13 protein-coding genes are annotated in these 13,448 nt (G+C 71.4%); 5 read left to right on the forward strand and 8 right to left on the reverse strand.

Features of this window, described 5'->3' with window-relative positions; translation table 11 throughout:
* Window positions 1-87: 87 nt before the first annotated feature.
* The 7 genes from RM844_RS18670 to RM844_RS18700 all read right to left on the reverse strand — a co-directional run bounded on the left by RM844_RS18670 (window position 88) and on the right by RM844_RS18700 (window position 6,649).
* Entirely contained in the window at window positions 88-1,728 is a 1,641-nt protein-coding gene (locus RM844_RS18670) for a penicillin-binding transpeptidase domain-containing protein (protein ID WP_311668394.1), read from the reverse strand.
* A gap of 900 nt (window positions 1,729-2,628) precedes the next feature.
* On the reverse strand, window positions 2,629-3,855 hold the full coding sequence (locus RM844_RS18675) for a tyrosine-type recombinase/integrase (RefSeq protein WP_311668395.1): 1,227 nt from the start codon (window positions 3,853-3,855) through the stop codon (window positions 2,629-2,631).
* 204 nt (window positions 3,856-4,059) lie between these two features.
* Window positions 4,060-4,344 carry a helix-turn-helix domain-containing protein gene (locus RM844_RS18680; protein WP_311668396.1) on the reverse strand — a complete coding sequence of 95 codons (285 nt, stop codon included), beginning with the start codon at window positions 4,342-4,344 and terminating at the stop codon, window positions 4,060-4,062.
* Window positions 4,341-4,787 (reverse strand): HNH endonuclease, encoded by a 447-nt coding sequence (locus RM844_RS18685; protein ID WP_311668397.1) that lies wholly within the window; start codon window positions 4,785-4,787, stop codon window positions 4,341-4,343. The genes RM844_RS18680 and RM844_RS18685 overlap by 4 nt, the downstream gene beginning before the upstream one ends.
* Before the next feature lie 7 nt (window positions 4,788-4,794).
* On the reverse strand, window positions 4,795-5,673 hold the full coding sequence (locus RM844_RS18690; protein WP_311668398.1) for a hypothetical protein: 879 nt from the start codon (window positions 5,671-5,673) through the stop codon (window positions 4,795-4,797).
* Window positions 5,670-6,356: a helix-turn-helix domain-containing protein gene (locus tag RM844_RS18695; protein ID WP_311668399.1), complete on the reverse strand. Its 687-nt coding sequence runs from the start codon at window positions 6,354-6,356 to the stop codon at window positions 5,670-5,672. The genes RM844_RS18690 and RM844_RS18695 overlap by 4 nt, the downstream gene beginning before the upstream one ends.
* A gap of 47 nt (window positions 6,357-6,403) precedes the next feature.
* Window positions 6,404-6,649 (reverse strand): helix-turn-helix domain-containing protein, encoded by a 246-nt coding sequence (locus RM844_RS18700; RefSeq protein ID WP_311668400.1) that lies wholly within the window; start codon window positions 6,647-6,649, stop codon window positions 6,404-6,406.
* A 210-nt stretch (window positions 6,650-6,859) separates the two neighbouring features.
* Here RM844_RS18700 and RM844_RS18705 point away from each other — a divergent pair, with 210 nt between their 5' ends.
* Together RM844_RS18705 and RM844_RS18710 are read left to right on the forward strand one after the other, a co-directional pair.
* A complete protein-coding gene (locus RM844_RS18705) occupies window positions 6,860-7,186 on the forward strand; it encodes a putative quinol monooxygenase (RefSeq protein ID WP_311668401.1) in 327 nt (108 codons plus the stop codon).
* Window positions 7,183-8,415, forward strand: a complete 1,233-nt coding sequence (locus tag RM844_RS18710) for a helix-turn-helix domain-containing protein (protein WP_311668402.1) — start codon at window positions 7,183-7,185, stop codon at window positions 8,413-8,415. Before RM844_RS18705 ends, RM844_RS18710 begins: the two co-directional genes overlap by 4 nt.
* Before the next feature lie 644 nt (window positions 8,416-9,059).
* On the opposite strand, the gene RM844_RS18715 is transcribed toward RM844_RS18710, so the two are convergent.
* On the reverse strand, window positions 9,060-10,793 hold the full coding sequence (locus RM844_RS18715) for a dolichyl-phosphate-mannose--protein mannosyltransferase (RefSeq protein ID WP_311668403.1): 1,734 nt from the start codon (window positions 10,791-10,793) through the stop codon (window positions 9,060-9,062).
* 61 nt (window positions 10,794-10,854) lie between these two features.
* On the opposite strand from RM844_RS18715, the gene rsmI reads away from it, so the two are divergent.
* The 3 genes from rsmI (at window position 10,855) to RM844_RS18730 (ending at window position 13,339) form a co-directional block, all read left to right on the forward strand.
* Window positions 10,855-11,712 carry a 16S rRNA (cytidine(1402)-2'-O)-methyltransferase gene (gene rsmI, locus RM844_RS18720; RefSeq protein WP_311668404.1) on the forward strand — a complete coding sequence of 286 codons (858 nt, stop codon included), beginning with the start codon at window positions 10,855-10,857 and terminating at the stop codon, window positions 11,710-11,712.
* Between the two features lie 192 nt (window positions 11,713-11,904).
* On the forward strand, window positions 11,905-12,180 hold the full coding sequence (locus RM844_RS18725; protein ID WP_311668405.1) for a hypothetical protein: 276 nt from the start codon (window positions 11,905-11,907) through the stop codon (window positions 12,178-12,180).
* A gap of 307 nt (window positions 12,181-12,487) precedes the next feature.
* Window positions 12,488-13,339, forward strand: a complete 852-nt coding sequence (locus RM844_RS18730) for a TatD family hydrolase (protein ID WP_311668406.1) — start codon at window positions 12,488-12,490, stop codon at window positions 13,337-13,339.
* Window positions 13,340-13,448: the final 109 nt, after the last annotated feature.

Raw genomic sequence — 13,448 nt, forward strand, 5'->3', positions numbered from 1 at the left:
TCACGCCCCGGGACGCGGAGCCCAGCGTACGGGCGGCCACTGACAACGGCGGCCCCGGACCACGAGCGGCCCCGGACCACGGCCGGCTCAGGGCGCGGCGCGCAGCACGTCGGCCACCACCGGGCCGGCGAACCGGCCGCCGTGGCCGGAGTCCGGCACCACGGCCGCCACCGCCAGGTCGCCGCGGTACCCGGTGAACCAGGCGTTCGGCTTCTCCTGCCCGTCCACCTCGGCCGAGCCCGTCTTGGCGCCGATGTCACCGGAGAGCCCGGCCATCGCCTCGGCCGCGGTGCCGGCCGTCGCCGTCCGGTTCATCAGCGACCGCAACTGGTCGGCCCCCGGCAGCCCGCCGTCCGTCGTCGCCAGCTGCCGCCCGTCGAAGTCGGCCGGCACCAGGTACGGCTGGCGGAACCCGCCGTTCTGCACGGTGGCCGAGACGGACGCCATGGTCAGCGGGTTCATCCGGACCGCGCCCTGCCCGATCAGCTGGGCCGCCATCTGCGCCTGCGCCTCCACCGGAATCCGGCCGTCCATCGAGGTGGCCCCGATCTGCCACTCCAGGCCCAGGCCGAAGAAGTCCCGGGCGTGCGCGCCCAGTTCGTCGTCGGCCAGCTCGGGCGCCTGGCTGATGAAGGCGGTGTTGCAGGAGGCGGCGAAGCTGTCGGCGAAGGTGCCGTTCTCGATCTCGAACTCGTCGAGGTTCTGGAACTCCCAGCCGCCGTGCTCGAAGTACTGCGGGCACGGGTGCGGCCCGGACGGATCGGCCAGCCCGCGCTCCAGCAGCAGCGAGGCCGTCACGATCTTGAACGTGGAGCCGGGCGCGTAGCTGCCCTCCAGGGCTATGTCGGTGCCGTCCGGCTCGGCGTTGGCCACCGCCTGGATCGCGCCGGTGCTCGGCTGGATCGCCACCACCGCGCCCTGCCCGGTGTCGGCGACCGCCTCGTCGGCGGCCCGCTGCAACTCCGGGACCAGGGTGGTCGGCACCTGCCCCGGCACCGGGTCGGACAGTTCGAGCAGCGTCTCCACCGGCTCGCCCTCGGCGTCCTGGATCACCACCGCGCCGCCCGGGTCACCGCCGGACGCCTCCAGGTGCCGCTCCCGCAGCTGATCCAGCAGCGGCGCGAGCCCGGGGAACTCCTCCTCGGTCAACACCGAACCGTCGGCCGCCAGCACCTCGATCGGCGGCAGCTCGGGACGCGCGTCCACCGCCAGGGTCTGCCCGTCGGCCAGCCGCGGATGCAGCACCGTGGGCGCCCAGTCGACCACGACCGCGCCACTGTCCGCGTCCCGGACCACGGCCAACTCGCTGGCGTAGGCCAGCTCGACCGGCTGCTCCTCGCCGTAGCCGACCTGGGCGGCGACCTCGAACGGCACCTCGGCGCCGTCCGCCGCGCCGGCCCGCAGGGTCAACCCGGCGACCGCCTCGTTCTCGGTCAGGGGGGCCAACGCCGCCCGCGCCGCCTCGGGATCGTCGGTCAGCTCGGCGGCCGCCTCGGTGTCACCGGCGGCCCAGGCGTCCAGGAACGCGCCGGAGGCCGTGCTGACCTCCTCGGCGCTGGGCGGCCCGTCCGGCGCCTCGTCCGGCGACTCCTCGCCCGCCTCGGTGACCTGGTCGGAACCGCCGTCCCCGTCACCGCTGTTGATCAGCCCGTAGGTGCCGAAGCCGACCAGCGCCGCCACCGCGACACTGACCCCGCCGATCGCCGCGAGCCGCTGTTTCTGGTCCATTCCGCACTGCCCCCCTCGCACGCCCCGCGCGCTAGGTAAACGCCGACACACCGTGCCACCAGCGCGGATTCGGCCGCGCCAGCCCGCTCCCCGCAGCCTACCGGCTACCCGCGGTGAGGCTGACCCCGGTGGCCCCTCACACCCGGCGGCTATGCCAGGCCGTGTCCTGCCCGTGTCCGTCCCGCCACCCCAGGACCGGGCCGACGCCCCGCTATATCCAGGTCGGCAACCACATCCGGGCCCGCCAGCCGTCGCGGGAGATCTCCTCGCCGGTGTAGATCGGGTAGAAGTAGATGGAATACCCGAGTTGGGGTGCTCTGTGGCGCTGACCTGCGCGAACGGGGGCAGGTGGGGGCCCGGTGTGGGCCGTGGGCCGTCTGGGGGCCGTGGGGGCGTTCTGGAGGCGGGCTTGCTCGGCTTGGATCACGGGTTGCGCGCCGGATAAGGTGCCTGACAGTGCATCAGGCTGGGGTCAGCGTGAACCGGGGCCCTGGACGTCCGGGCCCCGCGTCGGGTGGAGCCCCCGAACTCCCTGGGAGTTCAGATGATGCACAGGTGGCGGCGGTTGTGGTGGGCGTTGCGGGAGAGGACGCGTCGGCGCCGGCCCGAGCTGACTCGGGCGGCGTACTGGGCGTTCCTGATCCTGCTGGCGATCATGCGTAGCCGCTGCTGAAAGTGGGGCCGCACCCTCTCATAGCCGTTGAGAGGGTGCGGCCCCTTGCACGTCGGGCCGTGGTAGCCACGACGCGTGCCTTGCAGCTCCGTCGCAGGCGCCGTGTCCGGTCGGAATCTGCTTGCAGCCTGGTGTGATCTTCCCGAGGTCGTGTACGGCGACCATGCAGCTCTGTACGGTGTACGTACACCTTGGCACAAGCCAAATGTGTACACAAACGTTGACGGTTATGGCGTGCCGAACGCGCGGTTGACCGCGTTTCGCGTCCGGCCCTCACTGCTCGGCATCAGGTGTGTGTACACCCTCAATGTGAACCCGGGGTCCCGGTGCCCGAGATACTGACTCAGCGCCCGGATGTTCTCGCCGCCGTCCAGCAGAACGGACGCGTAGAAGTGCCTGAGCGCGTGCATACCGTGTTCGCGCGCCGCCGGATACCTCTGCCCCTTCTCCGGCGTCCCGATGAGTCCGGCGGCAGCCAGAGCCGGCTTCCACTTGTGGTCGTCGAAGTGGCTCACGCGCAGGAAGTCGCCCGTGGCCCCGGTGAAGATGAGCTTCTTGGTGACCGGGGCACCGTCGACGGAGCCCCACGGGAGGGTGACGGCCATGGGGGGAAACCGCCGCATGTGCTCACGTAGCGCGTCGGCCACCACTTCGGGCAGGGGCACGTCCCGGATCTTCCCGCGCTTCGGGAGGGCGAAGACGAACTTCCCGCGCACCCGTTTGAGCTGCTGTCGCACGGCGAGCCAGCCGCCCTCGAAGTCGAGGTTGTCCAGGGGCAACCCGAAGATCTCACCCTGTCGAAGTCCGCAGCCGGCGCCGACGTCCACCGTGGTCCGCAGATGCTCGGGCAGGCCCCGCCGCACGGCTCGCACCTGGTCCACAGTCCAGGGCCGCACCTGCTTCGGATCGGGCGCCGGCGCCTTCACTGAGCGGGCGTGGCAGGGGTTCTTGGGTAGCAACGCGTCGTCCACCGCCGCGTTGAACAACGAGGAGACCGACCCATAGATGATCAGCCGGTGCGATGCCGAGGGGACGGCGGTTGTCAACTGCCGGAGCCACGTGCGGATGTGCCCCGGCTGGAACGATCCCATCGGGCGCGTGCCGATGTACGGGTAGGCGTGCAACCGCAACCGCCGCTCGCTGGCCGCCCGACTGTTCTCCTCGGTCGTCAGCGTCCCGAGGTACTTCTCCGCGTACTGCTGGAACGTGATGCGGCTGGCCTTGGGGTCGATGTACTGGCCGGCCGCCATGTCGGCGGCGGTCCGGATGAGCCACTGCTCAGCGGCGCGCTTCTGTCGGTCGGGGAAGCTCTTGGACTTCTCGGTGCCGTCGGGGCCGATGTAGCGGGCGCGGTAGCGGAGTCCGGTGCCGTGGCGGTCGGTCTTGACGCGCTTGGTGGTGCCGTCGGGTTGCTTCTCGTCCTTGAACCAGCGGTCCTGGATGTGGCCGGGCATGGGTGTGGCGTCTCCTTGGCGTGGGTGGGTGGTGATGCGTGCCGGGGGGAGCTGCCTGGCTGGTGTCTCGGGACAGGCGGGACACCCCCTGTCCTGGGGTGTCCCGGCTGTTTGTGCTGGCCACGGGGGGTGTCGGGACAGCGGGACAGCCGGGACACCTCTTGCGTGGGTGGGACAGCCGGGACAGGGGGTGTCCTGGGGTGTCTACCTGTTTTGGCTGGTCAGGCGGGGTGCCGGGACAGTGGGACAGCCGGGACAGTTCTGGGAGTGGGGCTCGGTGACCGGTTGTGGGTCGGATTGCTCGGTGAGCCACTGGTGGACGTCGGCGGGGTGGTAGCGCAGGTGCTTGCCGATGCGCACGGCGCGGGGGCCGGTGTGGGTCTTGCGCCAGCGGTAGACCGTCTGGACGCTGGGCAGTTGCAGCAGGCGCACCAGGTCCTCGGGCGTGAGGTACTGCGCCGGCAAGGCGGTGGCCGTGGGCGTGTTCACGCCGCCTCCCGGACGCACTCTTGAGTGTTCACGGCGACCGGGGTGGTGTTCATGGTTGTTCTGGGGGCGCGCCAGGCGTCGGGGATGGTGGTGTAGCGGGGGGTGGTGGGCGGGAGGTACTTGGGGGCGTAGCTGATGGGGTAGCGGGTCCGCTCCTCGGGCGTCAGGTCGGTGGGGTTGCCGCCGGCCGCGATGTGGAGGAGGAGCCAGGCCAGCGGCCAGGGGAGGATGTCTGCCTTGGCCTGGTTGCAGGTGAAGCAGGCCAGTACGAGGTTGGCGAGCTGGCTGCTGGGCCACAGGGAGTGGGGGATGTAGTGGTCGAGGGTGGCGCCGGTCATTTTGGGGTCGGGAAAGGGGGTGTGGCAGTAGAAGCAGCGGGCGCCGTCGCGCCAGGCGATGTTGAGGCGGTGGCGTCGGGCGACGTCACTGGAGACTCGGCTCATCTGCGGGTCACCACCCTTCCCGGATCATGCGTTCGGGCATCAGGGCCTCAGGTGCGGTGGCGCCGAGGGTCAGTGGCCCGTTCTCGGGGCGGACGATCAGGGGCAGGCGCCAACGGGCGCTGTCGGCGCCGATGGTGAAGCAGCGGGCCCGCCGATCCGTCTGGGGCATCAACTGCCGGTAGAGCCACGTCGAATCGCCCGATCCACCCGCCGACCCCTGCCCTGATCCGGAACCCGATCCAAGGCCCGATCCGGCCGCCGGTCCGCTCTCGCTGGAATCGGCCGATCCGGGACCCGATCCGTCGAACCAGGGATCGGGGGCGAACTCGTCGGCGAAGGCGCGACCCAACCCGATCAGGAGTCGGGTGGGAAGGGTGTGGGCGGTGCGGGCGACGGTGGCCGCGCCGAGGATCGGTGCGGGCATGGTGGTGCCGGTGGTGGTGGCGCGTCGGGTGGGTTCGGCACCGGCCAGGTAGAGACAGGCGGCGACTTCCCCGGCCGTCATGGGGCGGGCGACCGCGCGGTGGTACCAGAAGGCCAGACACAGCCGATAGGCCGCCTGCCAACAGACTGCCACCTCGGGGAACTCCTCGACATCCAGGCCCATGAACCCCTCGGTGGCCTGGGCCAGTTCGCCCGGGTTGACCCGACCGTAGGTGTCGGCAAGCGCCGCCAGGAGAATGGCAAGCCGCGGCTGATACAGCTCCTCAACGCCGGCTTCGAAGAGGACGGCGGCCACCTGGCGGCCGGTCAACTCCCCACCCGGCACCGGCACGGTCGGCAAGGCCGCACTGGAGGCGACACGGGGACGCAGGACCGGGGCGGGGGCGGGGTGCCCGCCGCGCACGGCGGCGAGCAACCCGACGTTCAACTTCGGCGCGTTCACTGGGCCATCTCCAGAACCCGGGCGCGCTTGGGCGCGGCGGTGGCGAAGACGTGCTCCATGCCCGTGAGGTAGACCCCGACCAGCGTCGAAGCCCCGTCCAGGCGGCGCAGGTGCATCACCGGGGACGACAAGCGCGTGCACCCGTCCACCGGGGGCATGACCAACGCCGTCTCGTCGGCCCTGATCACCTCGTTCGTCAACCCGTCGTGCCCACACAGCCGTACCCCCCGCACCTGATGCAGCGGCGCGAGGGACTCCTCGGCCAGCGCGGCGCGGGCGGCGGCTACAGGCGAGCTGGCCGCGTCCGGCTCCGGCAACGCGATCCGCACTCGAACGCCGACCTGAGCGCGCTTGGTGACCAGCTCCACCAAGTCGGGAACGACCTCAAGGAGGGACAGGCCACAGGAGACAGCGATGTCCAACAGGTTGTCGGCCGACGCGATCAGGTCACCCCACAACCCTGCCGGCACCGCCCCGTGGTTGGGGTAGAGCGCCAGCACCTCGTCGCAGTTCCCGGTCGTCTGCCTGTAGTTCCGATCGGGCCACAGGTACTCCCGATCCGCACCCAGCGCGCGGGCGGCGGCATGGGTGTGACGCGGGTACGGCGTGGTCCCCCGGGACACCCACCGTTCCACCGTCTTGGCGTCCACACCGATCCGCTCGCCCAGATCGGCGTACGACATGTCAGCGGCCACCAGGGCCGTTCGCAACCGCTCATTCCCGCGCCGGGTCACAGGACTTCCCCCAGCTCGCTCGCCGGGATGCCCTGAGCGCTCAGGTAGTCCCGGAACGCGGTGCAGGTGACCCGGAGGGTTCCCCGGCCGGTTCCCACGCGGTAGGCCGGGAGCCGGCCACTCTGGATCTCGCGGTACACGGTCGAGACGTCCAAGCCGAGCACGTTCGCAATTTCCTTGACCCGGAGCGCCTTACGTACGGGCTTCCCCGCCCCACCGTCGGGGGTACGCTCGAACTGCATCAGAGACTCCCAAATCTCGTTGGATGCCAGGACCTCGGCGGGCGCAGTGCTGCAACACTGCGGGGCCCGCCGGGGTCCTTTTGCGCTGCCGGCTAGCAGCGATGCTGCGACTGTACTCGCAGATTTTCTGCGACTCAAGCGGAAGTTGCATATTTAGAATCTGTGCGACTGTGAGAGACTGTTGATGTCACTACGAGGAAGGTTGTGATCATGGGATTCGGCCTGGTCGTGCGATTCACAGCGCATGATGCGGAGGCTGCGGCGGCGTTCGACGCGCTGGCGGCCGAAACTCTGCCTGGCATCCAGGAGGAACCGGGGACGCTCATCTACATCAGTCACGAGGTGCCGGACGAGCCGGCGGTCCGTGTCTTCTATGAGCTGTACGTGGATCGCGAAGCGTTCGAGGAGCACGAGGCGCAGCCGCACGTCCGGCGGTTCCTCGCGGAGCGAGAGCAATATCTGGCGACCGTCGAGGTCACGTTCCTGCACGGCAGGACGGGGAAGGGCCTGCCTCAGGCCGGAAGGGAGACTGGGTGACAGCCGAGGAACGCCGCGCTTTCGGCGCGCGGGTAGCCAAGTTCCGCAGGGGGCGAGGCATGGCTCAGACGGATCTGGCGAGAGAGATCGGCCGAACTGCGAGTTGGGTCTCGCAGGTTGAGCGCGGTGTGCAACCCGTCGTCCGCTTGGACGTGCTCCAGTTGCTGGCTGAGGGCCTTGGAGTATCCGTCCAGCTGCTGCAACCGGATGCTCCTCTTCAGCAGGAGGAGGCGGTGGACCAGGCATCGGAGTCCAACGACTTGGACGCTGCGCGTCTACTGATCTCTGGACATCCTGCGCTTGGGGCTCTTCTCGGGGGGCACATTGGGCGCGCGCCCAAGGTGGCGGAGCTGACCCACGCGGTGGACGAGGTCTGGGCTCTGACTCACGCCTCACGCTTCGCAGAGTTGAGCGCCAGCTTGGAAGGGGTGCTAGGGGACCTGGAGGTGGCTGCGCGCACCACGAAGGGCTCTGATCAGAGGGCCGTTCAGAAACTCCTCAGTCAGACCTATCAGGCCCTCTCGGCGGCCTTTGTACGTCAGGACGAAGCTGACGCGGCCTGGGTGGCGGCGGACCGCGCCGTTCGGGCCGCTGAGATGTCTGGGGAGCCTTTGGCTGTGGGGGCCGGCATCTTCCGGTTGGCTCAGGCCTTCGTCCGGCTCAAGCGATACGACCAGGCAGAGCACGCAGCGGCTACCGCGGTGAGCGCCCTGGAGTCTCACACGGCCGGAGAGGCCGTGCCGGAAGCTCTCTCCGTGCTCGGCGCTCTTCACCTTGCGCTCGCATTGGTGTGCGCCCGAGCTGGGCGGCGCGTGGATGCACGGGCCCACCTCGATCGAGCGCGGGCCGTGGCCCAACGTCTCGGGGAGGACCGCAACGACTTCAACTTGGAGTTCGGGCCGACCAACGTCGAGGTCCAGGCTGTCTCGACGGCAGTCGAACTCGGTGACGCGGGTGAGGCGATCGACCTAGGACGTAGTGTCGACACCGCCCACCTATCCACGGAGCGCCGCTCCAGGCTCCTGATGGATCTGGGACGGGCCTACACCCAGCGACGCCAGATCGGTGAAGCCTTGGACTGTCTGCTCAAGGCCGAAGAGCTAGCGCCGGAAACCGTGAGGAGCCATGTTGCGGCCCGCGCCAGCATCCGCGAACTGGTCCTCATCGCCGGCCGCACGGCGCCGGCCGAGCTTCTCTCATTGGCGGAGAGAGCGGACGCTACCGCCTAACCATTCATGCCGAGACGCCCATCACTCACTGTGATGGGCGTCTCTTGCTGTCTAGTCCAGAATGAAGGGTCCTCTGGTACCCCTTCTCGCTTTGGAGAGCTTGTTGACCACTGTGTCGGCTAGACGTTAGGCCCCTGGTCGTGATCCAAGTCGGCTAACTAGAGAGCCTGCTAGACCTAGCGGGGTGGGTGCTAGGTCTAGCAGGGTCGCTACTCCGGCGATCAGATACGGAGAGTTACGGCGGCTCCTGCGTGCCAGAGGGCTGGAACATCGGGGGCGTCGGGGTTGTCTCGGCTGTCACGGTGTTTCGTCTGACCGGCCAAACAGGTAGGACGCCTCAGGACACCCTGTCCCGTGTAGCCCTCCCGTGCAGGAACTGTCCCGGCTGTCCCGCTGTCCTGGCGCGCCCGTGACCAGTACAAACAGTGGAGATGCCCCGGGACACCCCTGTCTCGGCTGTCTCGGCGCCACGCAGGGAAGCCCCTAATGTTTCAGCGGTCTTCCCTCTTCTTCGGTCCCCGTAAACAGGGGGCATTCTGCCGGGAGCCCGGGCCGTCCCTGGGCCGTGAAACGACGACCAGGAGCGGCCACCAACGACCACCAACGACGAGAGCCAGCAGGGGCAGCGACCCGCGTTTCCCCTGCTATATCCAGGTCGGCAGCCACATCCGGGCCCGCCAGCCGTCGCGGGAGATCTCCTCGCCGGTGTAGATCGGGTAGAAGTAGATGAAGTTCCAGATGATCAGCAGGACCAGCACACCCACCGTCACGATGCCGATCACCCGGCGGCGTTCCGCGCTGCCCGGCGGGCCCAGCAGGGCGCCGACCAGCAGGGCGACGGCCAGGCAGAGGAACGGTGTCAGTACCACCGCGTAGAAGTAGAAGATGGTGCGTTCCTGGTAGAGCAGCCAGGGCAGGTAGCCGGCCGCCACCGCGCAGAGCAGCGCGCCGGCCCGCCAGTCGCGGCGGAAGGCCCAGCGCCAGAGGGCGTAGACCAGCGCCAGGCAGGCGGTCCACCAGAGCAACGGGGTGCCGAGGGCCAGCACTTCCCGGACGCAGCCGCTGGCGTATCCGCAGGTCGGCGAGTTCGGGTCGGTCGCCGACTGGAGCTGGCCCGGGTCCGTGGAGACGTAGTAGTAGGTGACCGGCCGGGCCGCGACCAGCCAGCCGAACGGGTTGGACTCGTAGGGGTGGCTGGAGGTCAGCGCGACATGGAAGTCGTAGACCTCGAAGGTGTAGTGCCACAGGCTGCGCAGCGGCCCCGGCACCCAGGAGAACGAGCTGTCGGCGCCGGCCTCCCGGTGCCAGTTCCGGTAGTAGCCGCCGGAGGTGGCGAACCAGCCGATCCAGGAGGCCAGGTAGACGATGAGGGCCACCGGCACCAGCGAGGAGAACGCGGGGAGCGCGTCCCGGCGCAGCATCGTGCGGTACGGCGCGCGGGAGCCGGCCGAGCGCCGGGCGCCGGCGTCCCAGAGCACGGCCAACACCCCGAAGGCGGCCAGCACGTAGAGCCCGTTCCACTTGGTGGCGCAGGCCAGGCCCAGGCAGACGCCGGCCGCCAGCCGCCACGGGCGCGGTCCCAGGCCCAGCCGTTCGGCGACCGCGTGGTCGGAGCGCAGCAGCCCGTCCGGCCCGGTGGGCAGCGCGGCGGCCAGCCGGGCGCGGGCCGCGTCCCGGTCGATCAGCAGGCAGCCGAAGGCCGCCAACAGCCAGAACATCAGCACCAGGTCGAGCAGCGCGGTGCGGCTCATCACGAAGTGCAGGCCGTCCACCGCCAGCAGCAGCCCGGCGAGGCAGCCCAGCGCGGTGGAGCGGAACAGGCGCCGCCCGATCCGGCAGACCAGCAGCACGGAGAGGGTGCCGAGCAGCGCCACCATGAAGCGCCAGCCGAAGGGCGTCAGCCCGAAGCCCCACTCGCCGAGGGCGATGACCCACTTGCCGGCGGGCGGGTGCACCACGTAGGAGGCGGTGTCGCCCAACGGGATGGTGCCGTCGATGATCTGCTCGTTGGCCTTCTCCGGCCAGTCGGTCTCGTAGCCGTGCTGGAGCAGCGACCAGGCGTCCTTGGCGTAGTACGTCTCGTCGAATATGACGGCGTTCGGGGAGCCCAGGTTGACGAACCGCAGCACCCCGGCGAGCAGCGCGACCAGCAGCGGACCGCCCCAGGCGGTCGCCCGCGCCAGCCGGTTGGCGGCGGCGGGCGAGAAGCCGAGGTACCGCCACAGCCAGCTGCCCGGCTCGGGGAACCCGGGCACCAGCCGTTCCCGCAGGTCGCCCGAGCCGGGGGGCGTGTATCCGAAGCGGCGCAGTCGTGCCGGCCAGCCCTCGGGCTGCGGCGGGTCGTCCGGCGGCACGTCGGTCACGGTCTGGCTGCTCATCACGGGCCATCTTGGCATCCGGTGGCCGGACGCCCGGGGTGGATGGGCGAGGATGGGGTCCGTGACGCGGACGGCTGAGGGCATCCTGGTGCTGGCTGGCACCCCCATCGGCGAGGCGGCGGACGCCTCGCCCCGACTGGCGGCGGAGCTGGCCGGCGCCGATGTGGTGGCGGCGGAGGACACCCGTCGGCTGCGCCGGCTCGCGACCGCGCTCGACGTGACGGTCGCCGGCCGGATCGTCTCCTACCACGAGTTCAACGAGGCGGCCAGGACCCCGGAGTTGACCGACGAGCTGGTCGCCGGGGCCCGGGTGCTGCTGGTCACCGACGCGGGCATGCCGGCGGTCTCCGACCCCGGCTACCGGCTGGTGGTCGCCGCGGTGGCGCGCGGGGTCCGGGTGACGGCGGTGCCGGGGCCGTCCGCGGTGCTGACCGCGCTGGCGGTCTCCGGGCTGCCGGTGGACCGGTTCTGTTTCGAGGGCTTCCCGCCCCGCAAGCCGGGGGAGCGCGCGGCGCGGCTGCGGGAGCTGGCCGACGAGCGGCGCACGCTGGTCTTCTTCGAGTCGCCGCGCCGGCTCGCCGTCACGCTGGCGGCGATGGCCGAGGCGTTCGGCGCGGGGCGGTCGGCCGCGGTCTGCCGGGAGTTGACCAAGACCTACGAGGAGGTGCGGCGCGGCTCGTTGGACGAGCTGGCGCGCTGGGCGGAGCCGGGGGTGAAGGGCGAGATCACCGTGGTGGTGGCCGGCGCCGATCCGGCGGACCGGCCGCCGGCCGAGCCGGCCGAGCTGGTCGCCCTGGTGGCGGCCAGGGAGGCGGCCGGGCAGCGCCGCAAGGAAGCGATCGCCGAGGTCGCCAAGGAGGCCGGGGTGCCCAAGCGCACGGTCTTCGACGCGGTGGTGGCGGCCAAGCCCCGGAGTTAGGCTATTCGGGACAGAACGGACTCGAACGGGCCTGTCTGGGGCTGTTCGGGCCTGGACGAATCTCGAACGGGTCTGGGCGGAGCTGAACGGACCGGAACGGATCCGGACGTTGCGGGTCGGGAGCGTGGGACGCCGCCACGGGCGCCCCGGCCGGCCCCGGCCCGCGCCCCACCGGGCGCCGAGGGGGCTGCCATGGCTGCCAGTGACCACGCCAACACCCACGAGTCCTACGCCTTCGCCTGCCTGCGCTGCGGCTTCGGCTGGGAGCAGGAGTTCGAGATCGAGCACCGGTCCGGGCCGGACGGCCAGCCGGTGGCCCGCTATCTGGTCGACGGGCGCCAGGTGCCGTCCCCACTCACCCAGCCGAGCTGCCCGAACTGTGGGGGCCACCGGGTGCGGGTGCTGCCGGCCGGCGCGGTGACCCGGGCGCGCCGCGCCCGGGGCGGCGAGGACCCTCTCCCGGGCTGACCGGCCGCCCTGCCGCCACGGTCGCACCGCGCTCTGCGGCCGGCCCGGCGGCCAATCGGGGCCGCGCCGGTCCTCCCACCCGCCGTACCCGGGCCCGCCGGGGTCCGGGTGTCCGCCGGGTTCCGCTCCGCCACCGGCCCCCGCCGACCGACCGACCGGTCCGGTGGCCGTCACCGCAAGTCCCGCCCGCCGCCCCCACACGCCCGCACCCACCCACCGGCCCCGGCCTGCCGCAGCCCGCGGCCAGCGGGCGGCGGGCCGCGGGCCGTCGTCGGAGGGGTTCCGGCCGGCGCCGTAGGATCGGGCCATGCCCAAGTCCGCCAAGGCCAAGGCGCAGGAGCAGGTGCCCCCACCGCTCCCCGAGCCGCTGGCCGTGCCCGTCGCCGACTCCCACACCCACCTCGACATGCAGGAGGGCACGGTCGAGGACGCGCTGGCCAAGGCCGCCGCCGTCGGGGTGCCCCGGGTGGTGCAGATCGGCTGCGACGTGGCCCGCGCCCACTGGGCGGTCAAGGTCGCCGCCGAGCACCCCGAGGCGGTCTGGGCCGCCGTCGCGCTGCACCCCAACGAGGCGCCCCGGATCGAGCGCGAGGAGGGCCCGGCGGCGTTGGACGCCGCGCTGGCCGAGATCGCCGCGCTGGCCGCCCGGCCGGAGGTCAGGGCGATCGGCGAGACCGGCCTCGACTACTTCCGCACCGGGCAGGACGGGAAGGCGGCCCAGGAACGCTCGTTCCGCCGCCACCTGGCACTGGCCAAGGAGCTGGACAAAGCGCTGGTGATCCACGACCGGGACGCGCACGCCGACGTGCTGCGCATCCTGAAGGAGGACGGCGCCCCCCGGCGCACCGTCTTCCACTGCTACTCGGGCGACGCCGAGATGGCCCGGGTGTGCGCCGCCGAGGGCTACTTCATGTCGTTCGCCGGGAACGTCACCTTCGCCAGCGCGCAGCCGCTGCGGGACGCCCTCGCGGCGGCGCCGCCCGAGCTGCTGCTGGTGGAGACGGACGCCCCGTTCCTCACCCCGGCGCCGTTCCGCGGCCGGCCGAACGCGCCGTACCTGATCCCGGTCACGCTGCGCGCGATGGCCGGGGTGAAGGGCCTGACCGAGGCCGAGCTGGCCGGCCACGTGGCCGCCAACACCGAGCGGGTCTTCGGATGAGCCACGAGCGGGCGGGCGGACCGTCGGTGAGCGACGAACAGGGGAGCGGGCGGCCGGTGGGCGACGAGCGGAAGGCCGGCACGCCGGCGGCCGGGCGGCCGGGCGGCGG

Origin of the sequence: Streptomyces chisholmiae (assembly GCF_031845445.1) — a bacterium.
GTDB classification, from domain to species: domain Bacteria; phylum Actinomycetota; class Actinomycetes; order Streptomycetales; family Streptomycetaceae; genus Streptomyces; species Streptomyces chisholmiae.